The sequence below is a fragment of the Streptomyces anulatus genome, from assembly GCF_000721175.1.
In the GTDB taxonomy this organism is placed as follows: domain Bacteria; phylum Actinomycetota; class Actinomycetes; order Streptomycetales; family Streptomycetaceae; genus Streptomyces; species Streptomyces anulatus_C.
Genome location: NZ_JOEZ01000016.1, coordinates 1 through 16,114 on the forward strand (window position 1 = coordinate 1; position 16,114 = coordinate 16,114).

Genomic DNA, 16,114 nt, shown 5'->3' on the forward strand with positions numbered 1-16,114 from the left:
CCGCGCCATCGACCACCGCACCCACAGGACCACCGTCCACATCGAGATCCAGCACGTTGCCAAACCCGTCAGACGGCTAACCGAACGGCATTGGCCCTAACCCCTGTTACACGCCCGTCGACAATCCCGGACAACGCCGTCCTGAAGTACGGACGTTCGACAACCGAAAAGGGCCGTCGTACCGGGACAGGGCGGAGGGGCGCCTCGGACGGGTGTGCGAGCGCCGCTTTCACGCCGCACGCACGCCCCCGCCCGGGCGCCCCCTCACGCGTGGAGGGCTCAGGCAGCGGCCCGGTCGCACTCCTGGCCGCGCAGCGCCCGCGCGAGATCGTCCCGGGCCTCCAGCACCAGCCGCCGCAGCGCCGGGGCCGCGTCCTCGTGCTCGCCCAGCCAGGCGTCCGTCGCCGCGAGGGTGTCGGTGCTGTCCTGGAGACCGGGGAACATTCCCCGCACCACGTGCATGCCGATCTGGATGGACCGCTCCGCCCAGATCCGCTCGATCACCTCGAAGTAGCGGCTCGCGTACGGGGCGAGCAGCTCCCGCTGGGAGGGCTGGCCGAAGCCCGCGATCGTCGCCTCGACCAGCGCGTTGGACAGCTTGTCCGACTCCACGACCGCCGCCCACGCCTGGGCCTTGACCGCTTCCGAGGGTCGCGAGGCCAGGCACCGTACGTGGTGGCGCTTGCCGGACGCCGTGTCGTCGCGGGCCAGTTCGGCGTCGATCGCCGCCTCGTTCGCCACCCCGTGCGAGGCCAGCGGGGAGAGGAAGGACCAGCGCAGCTCCTGGTCGACGTCGAGACCGTCGATCCGGGCCGTGCCCTCCAGCAGCCCGCCCAGCAGCTGGAAGTCCGCCTCCGACGAGGCGACCGCCGCGAAGAACCGGGCCCAGGTCAGCTGGTGCTGGCTGCCCGGCTCGGCGGTCCGCAGCTCGCGCAGCGCGCCCTCGGCCAGAGCCCGGCCGCCCTCCTCGCGCCAGTCGGGGGCGGCGTAGTCGACCAGCGCCGACTGCGCCCAGGCGTGCAGCATCTGGAGCACGCCGATGTCGCTCTCCCGCCCGGCGAACGCCAGCACCAGCGCGACGAAGTCACGGGCCGGCAGCAGTGCGTCCCGGGTCAGGTTCCACAGGGCCGACCAGCACAGGGCACGGGCCAGCGGGTCCGTGATCTCGCCCAGGTGGTCGCGGAGCGTGGCCAGCGACGCCTCGTCGAAGCGGACCTTGCAGTACGTGAGGTCGTCGTCGTTGACCAGGATCAGATCGGGACGCTCCGAGCCGGCCAGCGCCTCCACCACGGTCCGCTCCCCGGCCACGTCGACCTCGGCGCGCGCGTAACGCGTCAGCTCGCCCTCGGGCGTACGCCGGTACAGGCCGACCGCGACGCGGTGCGGGCGCAGCTCCGGGTGCGAGGCGGCGGCCTCCTGGACGACGGCCAGCTCGGTCAGGACGCCGGCCGCGTCGTACGTCGGCACGGGAGCGAGCACGTTGACGCCCGCCGTCTGGAGCCAGGAGCGCGACCAGGCCGTCATGTCGCGGCCCGAGGTCTCGGCGAGCACCGACAGCAGGTCGCCGAGACGGGTGTTGCCGTAGGCGTGCTGTTTGAAGTAGCGCCGCGCGCCCTCGAGGAAGGCGTCGCGTCCCACGTACGCCACGAGCTGCTTCAGCACGGACGCGCCCTTGGCGTACGTGATCCCGTCGAAGTTCAGCTTGGCGTCCTCCAGGTCACGGATGTCGGCCGTGATGGGGTGGGTGGAGGGCAGCTGGTCGGCGCGGTAGGCCCATGCCTTGCGGTTGTTGGCGAAGGTGATCCAGCCGTTGGTGAAGCGGGTCGCCTCGACCATCGAGAAGGAGCCCATGAAGTCCGCGAAGGACTCCTTCAGCCACAGGTCGTCCCACCACTCCATGGTGACGAGGTCGCCGAACCACATGTGCGCCATCTCGTGCAGGATGACGTTGGCACGCCGCTCGTAGGCCGCCGAGGTGACCTTGCCGCGGTAGATGTACTCCTCGCGGAAGGTGACCATGCCCGGGTTCTCCATGGCACCGAGGTTGTACTCGGGCACGAAGGCCTGGTCGTACTTCCCGAAGGGGTACGGGTAGTCGAAGTGGTCGTGGAAGAAGTCCAGGCCCTGCTTGGTGATCAGGAAGACGTCGTCCGCGTCGAAGTGCTTGGCGAGCCCCTTGCGGCACATCGCGCCGAGCGGGACCTCCAGCGTCGTGCCGTCGTCGAACGTACGGCTGTAGTGGTCGCTCACGTAGTGGTACGGACCGGCGACGACGGCCGTGATGTACGTGGAGACCGGCTTGGTCTCCGCGAAGGTCCACACCTCGCCCTCGCGCGACTCCTCGGCCCCGTTGGACCAGACCCGCCAGCCCGCCGGGGCGGTCACCTGGAAGCGGTAGGGAGCCTTGAGGTCGGGCTGTTCGAAATTGGCGAAGACGCGGCGGGCGTCGGCCGGCTCGTACTGCGTGTAGAGGTAGACCTCGCCGTCCTCCGGGTCGACGAAGCGGTGCATGCCCTCGCCGGTCCGGCTGTACGCGCAGCGGGCGTCGACCACGAGCACGTTCTCGCCCTCGACGAGCCCGTCCAGCGCCACCCGCGTCCCGTCGAACACGACGGCCGGGTCGAGGGCCGTCCCGTTCAGCGTCACCGCGTCCACACCCGGCGCCACCAGGTCGGCGAAGGTCGAGGCACCCGCACGGGCGGAGCGGAACCGGATCGTGGTGAGCGACCGGAACGTCCGCGGACCGCCGTCTCCGTCGCTCCCGTCGGCCCTCTCGGGCTCGCCGACGGCGGACCGCAGGTCGAGAGCGACCTCGTATCCGTCGACGGTCAGCAGCTCGGCCCTCTCACGGGCCTCGTCGCGGGACAGGTTTTCACCGGGCACGGGCACTCCTTCGTGACGCGCGTCATGTGTCGTGTTCGAACCCATTGATCCTTGCACGCGTCTCCGCGCGGCGGCATTCAGGGAATGGGCAGCCCCTCCGAAGGCGTTCTCGCCCGCGGGTGGAACACGCCCTTCTGTGGAACGCGCCCTTCTGAGGAGAGACATGTCCGAGAACACCCCCGCCAACGGCAGGACCCCGGTCGACTTCTGGTTCGATCCGCTCTGCCCCTGGGCGTGGATGACCTCGCGCTGGATGCTGGAAGTGGAGAAGGTCCGCGACGTCGAGGTCCGCTGGCACGTGATGAGCCTGGCCGTCCTGAACGAGGACAAGCTGGACGACCTGCCGGAGGAGTACCGCGACCTCCTGGAGAACAAGGCCTGGGGCCCGGTCCGGGTCGTCGTCGCCGCACAGCAGCTGCACGGCGACGAGGTCGTCGGCCCCCTCTACACCGCGCTCGGCACCCGCTTCCACAACAACGGCGAGGGCCCCACCCGCGAGGCCGTGGCCGCCGCGCTGAAGGACGTGGGCCTGCCCGCCGACCTGGCCGGCCACGCCGACTCCGACCGTTACGACACCGAGCTGCGCGCCTCCCACAAGGAGGGCATCGACAAGGTCGGCCAGGAGGTCGGCACCCCGGTCATCGCCGTTCCCGGCGCGGACGGCGAGCAGATCGCCTTCTTCGGCCCGGTCGTCACCCCCGCCCCCAAGGGCGAGGAGGCGGCGAAGCTCTGGGACGGCACGCTGCTGGTCGCCTCCGTCCCGGGCTTCTACGAGATCAAGCGGACCCGGACGCAGGGCCCGGTCTTCGACTGACGCCGGCTGTTCCGTGCCCGCGCGTATCCGTGCGTCCGTACGCACAAGGGGATGATGACTTCCATGCGGATACGCGCGGGCGAGGCGGCCGAGGCCGCCGCACTGACGGAGCTGGCCCTCCGGTCGAAGGGCCACTGGGAGTACGACGCGGAGTTCCTGGCCGCCTGCCGGGAGGAGCTGACGATCCGTCCCGCGGAGGTGGCGGCCCGGCGGACGCTGGTGGCTGAGGAGGACGGCCGGATCCTCGGCTTCACCACCTTGGACGGCGCGCCGCCGAAGGGCGCGCTCGGCATGATGTTCGTCGAGCCGGACACCATCGGCAGAGGCATCGGGCGACGGCTGTTCACCCACACCATGGACGAGGCCCACCGCCTGGGCTTCACCCGCATCACCATCGACGCCGACCCGAACGCGGAGCCGTTCTACCGGGCCATGGGCGCGGTCCGGATCGGCACCACCCCGTCCGGCTCCATCGAGGGCCGCGAACTGCCGCTGCTGGAAGTCGCGCCGGCCTGAAAACGGCCGGCCACGGGCCGGGCGGGCTCCCGGCCCGTTGTCAGTGGTGCGCCGTACGGTGAGGATCATGCGCATCTCACCGGAAATGATCACGATCGACTGTGCGGACCCCCAGGCGCTGGCGGCCTGGTGGGCCGAGGCGCTGGGCGTCGAGGAGACACAGGACTACGACCAGTTCGTCGTCCTCGCCGCGACCCCGCTGGTCCTCGGCTTCCAGCGGGTGCCCGAGCCCAGGACCGCCAAGAACCGGGTGCACGTCGACTTCGCCTCGCCGGACCGCCCGGCCGACGTGGAGCGCCTGGCGAAGCTGGGCGCGACCGTCGTCGGCGAGCGGTCCATGGAGGGCGGGACGTGGACGGTCCTCAGGGACCCGGAGGGCAACGAGTTCTGCCTCGCCGACGCCGGGAGCCACTGAGGCCCGGGTCCCCTGACGCCGGGAACCGCTACTTGAGGCCGAGGAGCTGCTCCAGCGGGTCGATGACGAAGTAGACCAGGAAGAGCGCGGCCGTGCCCCACAGCAGCCAGTGGACTTCGCGCGCCTTGCCGAGGCACGCCTTGATGACCACGTAGGAGACGAAGCCGGCGCCGATGCCGTTGGTGATGGAGTAGGTGAACGGCATGACGACGATGGTGAGGAAGGCCGGGATGGCGACGTCGTAGCGATCCCAGTCGATGTGCTTGACCTGGGTCATCATCAGGAACCCGACCACGACGAGGGCGGGCGCCGCCGCCTGGAGCGGCACGATCGTCAGGACGGGCGTGAGGAAGAGGGCGAGCGCGAACAGGCCGCCGGTGACCATGTTGGCGAAGCCGGTACGGGCTCCTTCCCCGACACCCGCGGCGGATTCGATGTAGGTGGTGGCCGACGACGAGGACGCGGCGCCACCGGCGACCGCTGCCACACCGTCGATCAGCAGGACGCGGCCGAGACCGGGCACCTGGCCCCGCTCGTCGAGGAGCCCGGCCTCGGCCGTGACACCCACGACCGTGCCCATCGTGTCGAAGAAGTCGGACAGGATGAGGGTGAAGACGAGCAGGACGACCGTCAGAACGCTGACCTGGCCGAACGAGCCGAACAGGTCGAACTGGCCCAGCAGCCCGAAGTCGGGTGCGGCGACCGGGTTGTCGGGCATCGAGGGCGAGGTCAGGCCCCAGGACTTGATGCGGGCGATCTCGTTGACGACGATGGCGACGACGGTCATCAGGACGATGCTGATGAGGATCGCGCCCTTGACCTTCCGGGCGACCAGGACGATCGTGAGGAGCACGCCGAGGCAGAAGACGAGCATCGGCCAGCCGGTGAGCGTGCCGGTGCCGAGCTGGACGGGCACGGTGGAGTTCGCGGCGTCGGGGATGCGGGTGACGAATCCGGCGTCCACGAAGCCGATGAAGGCGATGAAGAGACCGATGCCGACGCTGATGGCCTGCTTGAGGGGCTGCGGAATGGCGTGCATGATCGCCTCGCGTAGCCCGGTCATCACCAGAACGCAGATCAGCAGCCCTTCGAGCACGATGAGGCCCATCGCGTCGTCCCAGCTCATCAGGGGAGCGATCTGGTAGGCGACGACGGCGTTGATGCCCAGTCCCGCTGCCAGGGCCAGCGGCAGATTGCCGCCCACACCCATGATCAGCGTCATGACCGCGGCGACCAGCGCGGTGGCGGTGACCAGCTGCACGTTGTCCAGTTGCTCGCCGAACTTGTCCTCGGCCCCGCCGAGGATGATCGGGTTGAGCACGAGGATGTATGCCATCGTGAAGAACGTGGCGAATCCGCCGCGTATCTCCTGGATGTAGGTCGAACCGCGTTCGCTTATGCGGAAGAACCGGTCGACGGCGCCCACCGATCCGCTGGGCTTCGCGTCGGGCGGCGGGCTGGTCGTAGTGGGGTGCATGACGGAGTCTCCTGGGCCTGCGAATGATGGGTGAAGGGGATGGTGCCGGTGCTGCCCGATGTCAGTGGCAGGTGCTGTGCGAACGCACATGCGGCTCCTTGCGAGCGGATCATACGCGGCGACGGCGCGTTCGCAACTACCCGCGTAGAGGGTGTATTTGATGCCCATTAGGTCCTGTGGTTTCCTACGGAATCAGTGGTGACCTTTGCCGCCAAACCGGCAGGCAGCCGACAGTGGGTATGGAAGTGGCGGTGACAACTCCCCTACGCTCCGTATGTGCACCCACCACTCCCTTTCAACGCGCGGGCAGCGCGCGCCCTGCGCGAGAAACTCGGGATGGCGCCCGGTCATGTCGCCTACGGCATGCGCGCGTCCTTCGGCACGTCACACGTCGGTCCCGAGCACGTGATCGCGTGGGAGCGCGGGACCCATGTGCCGGACGCGGCGGAATTCACGGCTCTGGCGGGCGCGTTGTGGTGTCAGCCCAGTGAGCTCATGGGCCATCCGCGCACCTTGCTCGAACACCGCATCGCTCGCGGCGTCTCGGCCGAGGACGTCGCGCGCGCCACCGGCCTCACCCTCGACGCCTACCTGTCCATGGAGGAGGCCGGTCTGTGGACCGGCGACAAACGGCAGTCCGTCAAGCTCGGCGAGGTCCTCGGCCTTCCCCCGCGCGACTTCATCGCCATCACCAGGCTGGAGGAGGAGCTCGCCCGTCTCCTGGCCGAGGCGGTCTCCACGCGCTGGCAGGCGCACATCCGCGACATCGCCAAGCTCGTCTCGATGGAGCGCCGCGACCTGAAGGGCCCCTTGGCCGCCATGCACCAGGAGTACCAGGCCCTCCTGGCGGCCACTCTGAGCCGGGCCGGCGGCACCACCGCGTCCGGCGAGGCCGGGCGTCGCTACATCGAGGACATCGTCGACCACTTCTGGACCCGGCTGCCGGGATCCTCCCAGGCGTAGCCCGGCGGGGGGCTCCGGCTGCTGCTCGGTGCCGTCGCCGAGGCCGCCTCGTCCCTCACGCTCGGGCTGGTACGGCCCTGGGGGAGACGGTGCCGCGACCCTTCTACGCCTCCGGCGCCGCCGCCTCCAGCTCCGCCACCGTGCCCGACATCACCGTACGGATGTGGCGCGTCAGGTGGTCCGCCGGCCAGTCCCACCAGGCCACCGTCAGCAGGCGCGCGATGTCCGCCTCCTCGTACCGGGTGCGGATCAGACGGGCCGGGTTGCCGCCGACGATGCCGTAGTCCGGGACGTCCGAGACCACCACGGACCGCGAGCCGATGATCGCCCCGTGCCCGATGCGGACGCCCGGCATGACCACGGCTTCGTAACCGATCCAGACGTCGTTGCCGATCACGGTGTCGCCCCGGTCGGGGAGGTCCGTCAGCAGGTCGAAGTGGTCGGTCCAGGAGCCGCCGAGGGTTGGGAACGGGAAGGTGGACGGGCCGTCCATACGGTGGTTGGAGCCGTTCATGATGAACCGCACGCCTGTGCCCAGGGCGCAGAACTTGCCGATCACCAGGCGCTCCGGCCCGTAGTGGTAGAGCACGTTGCGGGTCTCGAAGTCCGTGGCGTGCTCGGGGTCGTCGTAGTACGAGTACTCCCCGGCCTCGATCAGCGGCGAGGTCACCAGGGGCTTCAGCTGCACCACGCGCGGCTGGCCGGGCATCGGGTGCAGGACGGTGGGGTCGGCCGGGACGGGCGTGGGGGCAGAAGTCATGGGGGTCGCTTCCAGGGAGGGGCCACGGGCGGACGGGCGTGGATCATCGTGGCATCCGGGCCCGGCGGGGCGCGCACATTTTCCCGAGCGGCCGGGAGGGATGGGACGATGCGGCGGTGCGGGAAGTGCTGGACGCGATCGAGGCAGTGAACTGGGACGGGCTGCCGGGCCCCGCCGTGCTGTTCCCGGCCCGGTGCGGCGATCCCATGCGCTGAGCCGGGAGCCGGCAGCCGGCAGCCGGGAGCCGGGAGCCGGCCCGGCTCAGCGAACGGCGGCTCCCTCACCATCGCCCGCGGCGACGGCCTCCGCGACAGCGGCTTCCGGGGCCTCGTCATCCAGAACCTTCGGAACCCGGCGCAGGGTGAAGAGGCCGAGGGCGACGTGGAGGAGACCGGCGGTGACGGCGACGACCTGGAGGCCGGTGACGAAGGCGTCCTTCGCCTGGCCGATCACCGCGGGTGCGAGACCGGGAAGGCCGAGCGTCTCGCCGAACGTACCCGCGAGGTCAGGGCCTTGCAGACGGAATACGAGGACGGACAGCGAGCCCAGGAGCGCGATGCCGAGAGCGTTGCCGATCTCGTTGCTGGTCTCGGCGATCGCGGCCGCGGACCCGGCCCGTTCGGCGGGAACCGCCGCGACCGCGGTCTCGGCGACGAGGCTGAAGGAGATGCCGTACCCGACACCGGCGAGAACCGTGGACGCGATGTACCAGCCCACCCCGCCGGAGGAGGCGACGGGCAGTAGCAACAGCAGACCGGTGGCGACGAAGAGGTGGCACGTGACGAGCGCCGACCGCTTGCCGGTGCGCGCGACCAGCAAGGGCGTGACGATGCAGGTGACGGTGAGAAGCAACGCCCCGGGGACGGCGAGGAGCGCGGCGCGCAGGACGGGGATCCCCAGAACGGACTGGAGGTAGACCCCTGAGAGGTAGGCGGTCGCCGACCACGCGGCGAGCGGCAGCAGCCCGGTGATGATCGCGATGGCGAAGACCCGGTCCCGGAACAGGCTGAAGTCGATCAGCGGATGTCCCAGAGTGAGCTGCCGCCGGACGAACCACACCAGGACGGACCCGCCGGCCAGCCCCGCCATCGCGATGTTCGTCGACCATCCCTCCGACGCCAGGGTCTTGATGGCGTAGACGGTCAGCAGGAGGCCGACCACGGACTGCACGACGCTCAGGGCGTTGATACGGCCGGACCGCGATGACTCCACCTCGCGGAGCAGGAACGGGGCCAGTGCCAGGAACAGCACGAGCACCGGAAGGTTGACCAGGAAGACCGAGCCCCACCAGAAGTGGCTCAGCAGTTGCCCACCGACAGCCGGCCCGATCGCGAACCCGGCGGCGAAGGCGGCGGCGAAGATCCCGATCGCCTGGGCGCGCCGGCGCGGGTCGACGAACAGTCCGCTGAGCACCGCGAGCGCCGAGGGCAGCAGCGTCGCCCCGGCCAGGCCCATGAGCGCGCGGAAGACGATGAGCAGGTCCGGGCTCGACGCGAACGCCGCTCCCAGCGAGGCGAGTCCGAACAGCGTCACCCCGATCATCAGCAGCTTCAGCCGGCCGTGCCGGTCACCGATGCCGCCGAAGGCGATGAGCAGGGAGCCCACGACGAATCCGTAGATGTCCAGTGTCCACAGCGCCTGGCCGGCGGTCGGTGAGAGGGCTTCGGTGACTTCCGGCATGGCCAGGAACAGCACCGAGCCGTCCATCGCGACCAGCAGGACGGGGCCGAGAACCACCGCCAGGCCCAGCCATGCCCGCAGACCGGGCTCTTGCGTATCAGCAGTCTTCTTCATGGACACGAGCATGGGAATCGCCGGGACGGGCAACCAGCCCCACGCCATGGGTACACCTCCCAGGGGCACCCACGCCCACCCCATGCCCTCCTACACTCCGAGCCATGGCCATGGAACCGGAAAGTCTCGGGACGTTTCTCAGGAACCGCCGCGGCCGAGTGACACCGGCGGACGTCGGACTCCGCACCTATGGCACCGCCCGCCGCGTTCCCGGACTCCGGCGGGAGGAGCTGGCGCAACTCGCCGGGGTGAGCGCCGGCTACTACACCCGGCTGGAGCAGGACCAGGCCGGAACCGCCTCCCGGCAGGTCCTCGACGCACTCGCCCGCATTCTCCTGCTCGACGCCGCGGAGACCGCCCACCTGCACAACCTCGCGCTCCGGCGGGCGGAACCGCGCATGGTCCGCCCCCAGCGCCAGCAACTGCATCCGAGGGTGCTCGCGCTTCTGGAGTCCCTGGGCCGGAACACACCGGCCGTCGTCCTCGGGCGCCGGGGCGACGTGCTGGCGTGGAACCGCACCGGACACGCCCTCACGGCCGAACACGTCGACTTCGACGCGCCGCAGGACTCCGCGCGACGGCCGTCCGTCCCGCGGATGTTCTTCCTCGACTCCCACACCCGCGACCTGCACGAGAACTGGGACGAACTCGCCCGGACCCATGTGGCCTACCTGCGGTTCACCGCGGGCCGGTATCCCACCGACCGCCGGCTGGCCGAGCTCATCGGTGAACTCGTCATGCACAGCGATGACTTCGCCAGGCTGTGGGCCACCGGCGACGTCGCCGACTGCACCGTGGGCACCATGCGCCTGCGGCACCCGACCGTCGGCAGGGTCGACGTCGACTACCAGGTGTGGCTCCAGCCCGACACCCCCGACCACCGTTTGGAGATCTACACCGCCAACGACGAACCCTCCGCCGACGCGTTGCGCCTGCTGGCCGACCAGGGCTCCGGCCGGCACGTCTGCGCGGACCGTCCCCTCAGCGGTGCCCCGGTAGCACCCCGATAGCGTCTCAGGCCGCCCCCGCCCCGCACCCCAGCCGGAACGGCTCGCCCTGCGACCAGTCCGCCGCCACGCCCCGCATCACCAGCGCGCTGTCCAGCACCGCGCTGCCCGGCGGGAAGCGGTCCAGGTCCTCGAAGAACGAGGAGCGTACGGCACGGGGCCGGCCCGCCGTCACCTTCCAGGCGTCCGTGGACAGTTCGAGGACGTCCAGGTGGGTTCCACCTGCGTTGGGGGAGAGGCCCCGGCTGCCGAGGCGGAAGAACTCCGAAGCCTCCGCCAGGTCGGCGAACAGCCCGCTGCCGTGCAGTTCCTCGGCCGGCTCCACCGTCGCGTCCACCTCCACCTCCCCGTCCCGGGTCGCGAAGGCCACCCGTACGGCGTCGGCCTCCTCCCGCACCGTGAAGTCCGCGCGGCCGTGCTCGCCCGGGTAGATCCGGCCGCCGGCGAAGGCGTTGAGGCGGGAGGCGGTGTCGCGGCGCGGGATGTAGACGCCCTGCTTGACGCCGTCCGGCCCGTCCCACTCGACGGAGATCCGGTGCGCCGCGTTCTCGCTGGTCAGCCCGGTCGCGGCCGGGGCCCAGCCGGGGCGGACGCCGCCGATCCGCAGCAGGCAGATCCCGGCCACCGCCTGGCCGCGCACCAACTGGGGCCGCAGCGGCGCGGGCAGCAGGGCCCCCACGACGTACGGGTCGACCCGGTAGTTCACCAGCAGGCGGCGTTCGATGACGCTGGAGAGCCGGGACCTGATCATGAGGCGTCGCCTTCCGGCGCGGAGCGCCACTTGGTGTTGCGGAGCACGATCTGCTCGGGGCACACGGCGCTGAGGAAGCGCCCCACGCACATGGCGAGCCGCTCCTCGGCGAGCGAGTAGAGGATGCGGTTGGCGTCCCGGCGCTCGGTGACGAGCCCGGCCCCCTTGAGGACGCCCAGGTGGCGCGAGATGGACGGGGCGCTGATCGAGAACCGGCTCGCGATCTCCCCGGCGGCCAGCTCACCGCCCCGCAGGTCCTCCAGGATCTGGCGGCGGGTGGGGTCGGCGAGCGCGCGGAACGCGCTCGCCTCTTCGTCGGCGGGTGATTCCATGGCCTATGTTTAGCATATGAGCTAAATGGCTAACAGCCCAGGTGAGATGGGAGTCCCGGCAGGGAAGAGCCCCCGCGAGTCAGGTCCTCGCGGGGGCGCGTCCTTCATCCGCCTGCCGTGGTGAAGGTTGAGAAGACGATCACGAGGCAGGACGTCTGTGGTGCGTCGGTGTCACCTCAGGGGGCGAGTAGCAGGACGTCCGCGCGCTCCTTGGCGGCGGCGTAACGCCTGGCCACGTCCTGCCAGTTGACGACCTGCCACATCGCCTCGATGAAGTCCACCTTCTGGTTCTTGTACTGCAGGTAGAAGGCGTGCTCCCAGGCGTCGAACACGAGGACCGGTACCGAGCCCTGCCCGACGTTGCCCTGGTGGTCGTAGACCTGCTCGACGATCAGCCTGCCGCTCACGGGCTCGTACGCGAGCACGCCCCAGCCGGATCCCTGGGTGGTGGCCGCGGCCTTCGTCAGCTGGGACTTGAAGCCCGCGAAGGAGCCGAAGGACTCGGTGATCGCATCGGCGAGGTCGCCCACGCCGTCCGTCGCGAGGGGCTCGCCGCCGCCGTCGCCGGTCATGTTGTGCCAGTAGATCGAGTGCAGGATGTGGCCGGAGAGGTGGAACGCGAGGTTCTTCTGGAGGCCGTTGATCGCGCCCCAGGCCTCCTTGTCGCGGGCCTCTTCCAGCTGCTCCAGGGTGTCGTTCGCACCCTTGACGTACGCGGCGTGGTGCTTGTCGTGGTGCAGCTCGATGATCTGCGGATTGATGACCGGTTCGAGCGCCGCGTAGTCGTACGGGAGTTCCGGGAGCGTGTACGTGGCCATGATGCGAGCCCTCCGACTGCTGGAATGCCGTCCAGTTGTTATTGCAACCTATATGCAGGAGCAGGCTAACAGCAGGAGTGCTCCGAAGTGATCAGCCCTTCGGCCTAGGACCTGCGGCGCGGAGGGCCGGACTGGGTCAGGGGTAGGGACAGGAGGGGGGCGGGGTATGCGTGTTCCGGACGGACGGACGGACGGACAGACGGAGTGGTGCGGGCTGGGTTGGACCGCTGTGACGTCTCGTCGGCATCGGGGCGCAGCCGTACTGCCCCTCGCCCTTGAACCTGCTCGGCCCCTCGCCTGCCGGGGTGGCTTCTTCCGACATGGTGGGCCTCTCCTTCTCGTCAGGTGTCCTATTATCTTGCCTTTTCTTGTTATAAAGGCGTTCTGATTCCTCGCCTGCTTCTCTCCTCACGAGCGCCCATGTTTGGGCACGACTTCCAGGGGGACCCGCGATACGGCCGAGCGGTCCACGCAGTGGCGGCCGGGCCGCCCGGGGCCCGCCGAGCCCGCTTTCGTGCCGGGCGCGAGTGCGCCGCGCGCCTCGCCCCCGCCGCACCGACCAGGAGGACTTGATGCCACCCCCGAACGCCCCCGACGTCCCGAACGGCTCGACCGCCTCCCAGGGCTCCGGCGCTCGCCCCCGCGACACGGAACTGGCCCCGCCCCTCGCGGACAAGGCGGGATGGGGTCCGCTCGACGTCCGGGCCGTCGACACCGTCCGCGTGCTGGCGGCCGACGCCGTGCAGAAGGCGGGCCACGGCCACCCGGGCACCGCGATGAGCCTGGCCCCGCTGGCGTACCTGCTGTTCCAGCAGGTGATGCGGCACGACCCGGCCGACGACGAGTGGCTCGGCCGCGACCGCTTCGTGCTCTCCTGCGGGCACTCCAGCCTCACCCTCTACATCCAGCTGTACCTGAGCGGGTACGGCATGGAACTGTCGGACCTGGAGGCGCTGCGCACCTGGGGTTCCGCCACCCCCGGCCACCCGGAGTACCGCCACACCCGGGGCGTCGAGATCACCACCGGGCCCCTGGGGCAGGGGTTCGCCTCCGCTGTCGGCATGGCCATGGCGGCCCGGCGCGAGCGCGGCCTCCTCGACCCCGACGCGCCGGCCGGCACCAGCCCCTTCGACCACCACGTGTACGTCGTCGCCTCCGACGGTGACCTGATGGAAGGTGTGACGTCCGAGGCCAGTTCGCTGGCGGGACACCAGGAGCTCGGGAACCTGATCGTCTTCTACGACTCCAACCACATCTCCATCGAGGACGACACCGACATCTCCTTCAGCGAGGACGTCACCGCCCGCTACGCCGCGTACGGCTGGCACGTCCAGACGGTCGACTTCACCCGCACCGGCGACTACGTCGAGGACGTCGACGCCCTGCTCGCCGCCGTCGAAGCCGCGAAGGACGAGAGCGGCCGCCCCTCCCTGATCCTGCTGCGCACGATCATCGGCTGGCCCGCACCCACCAAGCAGAACACCGGCAAGGCCCACGGCTCCGCGCTCGGCGACGACGAGGTCGCCGCCACCAAGAAGCTGCTCGGCTTCGACCCCGAAGCCGACTTCACCGTCGAGGGCGACGTACTGGAACACGCCCGCGCGGTCCGTGAGCGAGGCGCCGAGGCCCGTCGCGCCTGGGAGCCCGGCTATCAGGAGTGGCGCTCCGCCCACCCCGGGCGCGCCGAACTCCTCGACCGGCTGCGGGAACGGAAGCTTCCGGGCGGCTGGACCGGGAGCCTCCCCGTCTTCGACCCCGACCCCAAGGGCATCGCCACCCGCAAGGCCTCCGGCGATGTGCTCACCGCGCTGGCCCCCGTGCTGCCCGAACTGTGGGGCGGCTCGGCCGACCTCGCGGGGAGCAACAACACCACCATGGAGGGCGAGCCGTCCTTCGTACCGGAGAGCAAGCAGACCGGCGAGTTCCCCGGCGACCCGTACGGCCGCACACTCCACTTCGGCATCCGCGAGCACGCCATGGGGGCGATCCTCAACGGCATCGCCCTGCAGAGCCTCACCCGCCCCTACGGCGGTACGTTCCTGATCTTCAGCGACTACATGCGCCCGGCCGTCCGCCTCGCCGCCCTGATGAAGCTCCCGGTCACCTACGTCTGGACGCACGACTCCATCGGCCTGGGCGAGGACGGCCCCACCCACCAGCCCGTCGAGCAACTGGCCGCCCTCCGCGCGATCCCCGGCCTCGACGTCGTACGGCCCGCCGACGCGAACGAGACGGCCGTGTGCTGGCGCACCGTCCTGGAACACCACGACCGGCCGGCCGGCCTCGCCCTGACCCGGCAGCCGCTGCCCGTCCTGGAACGGGGCGAGGGCGCGTACGCCTCCGCCGAGGGGGCCGCCCGGGGCGGCTACGTCCTCGCCGACAGCCGGGGCGCGACCCCCGACGTGATCCTCGTCGCGACCGGCTCCGAGGTCCACATCGCCCTGGAGGCAAGGGAGGTGCTGGCCGATGAGGGGCACGACGCCCGGGTGGTCTCGCTGCCCTGCCGCGAGTGGTTCGCCGAGCAGCCGTACGCCTACCAGGACGAGGTCCTGCCACCCCGCGTCCGGGCCCGGGTGAGCGTCGAGGCGGCCGTCGCCCAGGGCTGGCGGGACGTGGTGGGGGACGCGGGCCGCACGGTCAGCCTGGAGCACTTCGGCGCGTCCGCACCCTACGAGCGCCTGTACGAGGAGTTCGGCATCACGCCGCACGCGGTCGCCGACGCCGCACGCGAGAGCATCCGCGCGGCAGCCGCCCCGGTCCGGCCCGGCGGGGAGCGGTCCGGCGCCGACCCGGCCGGGGGCGGCACCGGGGATGTCGGCCAGACGCCCCCACCACCACGACCTTCGACCGATCTCGCCCCATGATCTCGCCCAGCTACTTCGCCCAGAGGAGTCCCATGTCCCCCGCACGCACCCCCCGCTACACCGTTCCCGGCCTCGGCGTCGACGAAGGCCGTCAGGTCATCGACCTCCTGACGCTGCGCCTGCACGCGCTCAACGACCTCGCGCTCACCCTCAAGCACATCCACTGGAACGTGGTCGGGCCGCACTTCATCGCCGTCCACGAGATGCTCGACCCGCAGACCGCCGCAGTACGGGACATGGCGGACGCCGCCGCCGAGCGCATCTCCGCCCTCGGCGGCGAGCCGAACGGCACACCGGGCGCCCTGGTCAAGGAGCGCACCTGGGACGACTACAGCGTCGGCCGCGCCGACGCCATCGCCCACCTCGGCGCCCTGAACCTGGTCTACACGGGGATCATCGAGAGTCACCGCGAGGCGGTCGAGAAGGCCGGCGAGATCGACCCCGTCACCGAGGACCTGCTCATCGAGCACCTGCGCGGCCTGGAGCAGTTCCAGTGGTTCGTCAGGGCCCACCTGGAGAGCAGCTCCGGCACCCTGTCGACCGCCGGCGCCGACACCGAGGAAGCGGCGGCCGAAGCCGCGTCCCCGAAGCGGTCCGCCGCCCAGCGCGGCCCCGCCAAGAAGACGGCGCTGCCCGCCCCGGCGAAGAAGACCGCGAAGAAGGCGGCCAGGAAGACCACGGCGAGCAAGAGCACGGCGAGCAGGCGCACCACGCGCTGAG

The 16,114-nt window shown here is 70.6% G+C and carries 14 protein-coding genes; 7 read left to right on the top strand and 7 right to left on the bottom strand.

Annotation, left to right across the window (positions count from 1 at the left end; translation table 11 throughout):
• Positions 1 to 279: 279 nt before the first annotated feature.
• Positions 280 to 2,883, bottom strand: coding sequence for an aminopeptidase N (pepN, locus tag IG90_RS0118130; RefSeq protein WP_030585209.1), 2,604 nt, complete (start codon positions 2,881 to 2,883; stop codon positions 280 to 282).
• Between the two features lie 163 nt (positions 2,884 to 3,046).
• On the opposite strand from pepN, the gene IG90_RS0118135 reads away from it, so the two are divergent.
• From IG90_RS0118135 to IG90_RS0118145, 3 genes are all read left to right on the top strand, one after another.
• Positions 3,047 to 3,697, top strand: a complete 651-nt coding sequence (locus IG90_RS0118135) for a mycothiol-dependent nitroreductase Rv2466c family protein (RefSeq protein WP_030585212.1) — start codon at positions 3,047 to 3,049, stop codon at positions 3,695 to 3,697.
• 63 nt (positions 3,698 to 3,760) lie between these two features.
• Positions 3,761 to 4,213 carry a GNAT family N-acetyltransferase gene (locus IG90_RS0118140; RefSeq protein WP_030585215.1) on the top strand — a complete coding sequence of 151 codons (453 nt, stop codon included), beginning with the start codon at positions 3,761 to 3,763 and terminating at the stop codon, positions 4,211 to 4,213.
• A gap of 67 nt (positions 4,214 to 4,280) precedes the next feature.
• Entirely contained in the window at positions 4,281 to 4,628 is a 348-nt protein-coding gene (locus tag IG90_RS0118145; protein ID WP_030585217.1) for a VOC family protein, read from the top strand.
• Positions 4,629 to 4,656: 28 nt separating this feature from the next.
• Here the strand turns inward: IG90_RS0118145 and IG90_RS0118150 are convergent, their stop codons facing one another.
• Positions 4,657 to 6,105, bottom strand: coding sequence for an NCS2 family permease (locus IG90_RS0118150; protein WP_030585221.1), 1,449 nt, complete (start codon positions 6,103 to 6,105; stop codon positions 4,657 to 4,659).
• A 336-nt stretch (positions 6,106 to 6,441) separates the two neighbouring features.
• On the opposite strand from IG90_RS0118150, the gene IG90_RS0118155 reads away from it, so the two are divergent.
• A complete protein-coding gene (locus tag IG90_RS0118155) occupies positions 6,442 to 7,068 on the top strand; it encodes a helix-turn-helix domain-containing protein (RefSeq protein ID WP_051860126.1) in 627 nt (208 codons plus the stop codon).
• A 103-nt stretch (positions 7,069 to 7,171) separates the two neighbouring features.
• Here IG90_RS0118155 and IG90_RS0118160 read toward each other — a convergent pair whose 3' ends face one another.
• Together IG90_RS0118160 and IG90_RS0118170 are read right to left on the bottom strand one after the other, a co-directional pair.
• Complete coding sequence (locus IG90_RS0118160) at positions 7,172 to 7,828, bottom strand: CatB-related O-acetyltransferase (RefSeq protein WP_030585226.1); 657 nt, start codon at positions 7,826 to 7,828, stop codon at positions 7,172 to 7,174.
• 261 nt (positions 7,829 to 8,089) lie between these two features.
• Positions 8,090 to 9,622 (bottom strand): MFS transporter, encoded by a 1,533-nt coding sequence (locus IG90_RS0118170; protein ID WP_051860144.1) that lies wholly within the window; start codon positions 9,620 to 9,622, stop codon positions 8,090 to 8,092.
• A gap of 104 nt (positions 9,623 to 9,726) precedes the next feature.
• On the opposite strand from IG90_RS0118170, the gene IG90_RS0118175 reads away from it, so the two are divergent.
• Entirely contained in the window at positions 9,727 to 10,632 is a 906-nt protein-coding gene (locus IG90_RS0118175; protein ID WP_051860127.1) for a helix-turn-helix transcriptional regulator, read from the top strand.
• Between the two features lie 4 nt (positions 10,633 to 10,636).
• On the opposite strand, the gene IG90_RS0118180 is transcribed toward IG90_RS0118175, so the two are convergent.
• From IG90_RS0118180 to IG90_RS0118190, 3 genes are all read right to left on the bottom strand, one after another.
• Complete coding sequence (locus IG90_RS0118180; RefSeq protein WP_030585233.1) at positions 10,637 to 11,380, bottom strand: DUF2071 domain-containing protein; 744 nt, start codon at positions 11,378 to 11,380, stop codon at positions 10,637 to 10,639.
• The gene (locus IG90_RS0118185; RefSeq protein ID WP_030585236.1) at positions 11,377 to 11,712 is read right to left on the bottom strand and encodes a metalloregulator ArsR/SmtB family transcription factor; all 336 of its coding nucleotides are present in this window, start codon (positions 11,710 to 11,712) and stop codon (positions 11,377 to 11,379) included. The genes IG90_RS0118180 and IG90_RS0118185 overlap by 4 nt, the downstream gene beginning before the upstream one ends.
• A 176-nt stretch (positions 11,713 to 11,888) precedes the next feature.
• Entirely contained in the window at positions 11,889 to 12,530 is a 642-nt protein-coding gene (locus tag IG90_RS0118190) for a superoxide dismutase (protein ID WP_030585238.1), read from the bottom strand.
• Between the two features lie 572 nt (positions 12,531 to 13,102).
• On the opposite strand from IG90_RS0118190, the gene tkt reads away from it, so the two are divergent.
• Together tkt and IG90_RS0118200 are read left to right on the top strand one after the other, a co-directional pair.
• Positions 13,103 to 15,394 carry a transketolase gene (gene tkt / locus IG90_RS0118195; protein WP_051860128.1) on the top strand — a complete coding sequence of 764 codons (2,292 nt, stop codon included), beginning with the start codon at positions 13,103 to 13,105 and terminating at the stop codon, positions 15,392 to 15,394.
• A 32-nt stretch (positions 15,395 to 15,426) separates the two neighbouring features.
• The gene (locus IG90_RS0118200) at positions 15,427 to 16,113 is read left to right on the top strand and encodes a Dps family protein (RefSeq protein ID WP_030585244.1); all 687 of its coding nucleotides are present in this window, start codon (positions 15,427 to 15,429) and stop codon (positions 16,111 to 16,113) included.
• The last annotated feature ends 1 nt before the right edge of the window (position 16,114 follow it).

What these genes read in the sequence shown, in the direction of transcription:
- IG90_RS0118135 (WP_030585212.1), top strand. Translation starts at nt 3,047, where the DNA reads ATGTCCGAGAACACCCCCGCCAACGGCAGGACCCCGGTCGACTTCTGG.
- IG90_RS0118140 (WP_030585215.1), top strand. Translation starts at nt 3,761, where the DNA reads ATGCGGATACGCGCGGGCGAGGCGGCCGAGGCCGCCGCACTGACGGAG.
- IG90_RS0118145 (WP_030585217.1), top strand. Translation starts at nt 4,281, where the DNA reads ATGCGCATCTCACCGGAAATGATCACGATCGACTGTGCGGACCCCCAG.
- IG90_RS0118150 (WP_030585221.1), bottom strand. Translation starts at nt 6,105, where the DNA reads ATGCACCCCACTACGACCAGCCCGCCGCCCGACGCGAAGCCCAGCGGA.
- IG90_RS0118155 (WP_051860126.1), top strand. Translation starts at nt 6,442, where the DNA reads ATGGCGCCCGGTCATGTCGCCTACGGCATGCGCGCGTCCTTCGGCACG.
- IG90_RS0118160 (WP_030585226.1), bottom strand. Translation starts at nt 7,828, where the DNA reads ATGACTTCTGCCCCCACGCCCGTCCCGGCCGACCCCACCGTCCTGCAC.
- IG90_RS0118170 (WP_051860144.1), bottom strand. Translation starts at nt 9,622, where the DNA reads ATGAAGAAGACTGCTGATACGCAAGAGCCCGGTCTGCGGGCATGGCTG.
- IG90_RS0118175 (WP_051860127.1), top strand. Translation starts at nt 9,727, where the DNA reads ATGGCCATGGAACCGGAAAGTCTCGGGACGTTTCTCAGGAACCGCCGC.
- IG90_RS0118180 (WP_030585233.1), bottom strand. Translation starts at nt 11,380, where the DNA reads ATGATCAGGTCCCGGCTCTCCAGCGTCATCGAACGCCGCCTGCTGGTG.
- IG90_RS0118185 (WP_030585236.1), bottom strand. Translation starts at nt 11,712, where the DNA reads ATGGAATCACCCGCCGACGAAGAGGCGAGCGCGTTCCGCGCGCTCGCC.
- IG90_RS0118190 (WP_030585238.1), bottom strand. Translation starts at nt 12,530, where the DNA reads ATGGCCACGTACACGCTCCCGGAACTCCCGTACGACTACGCGGCGCTC.
- tkt (WP_051860128.1), top strand. Translation starts at nt 13,103, where the DNA reads ATGCCACCCCCGAACGCCCCCGACGTCCCGAACGGCTCGACCGCCTCC.
- IG90_RS0118200 (WP_030585244.1), top strand. Translation starts at nt 15,427, where the DNA reads ATGTCCCCCGCACGCACCCCCCGCTACACCGTTCCCGGCCTCGGCGTC.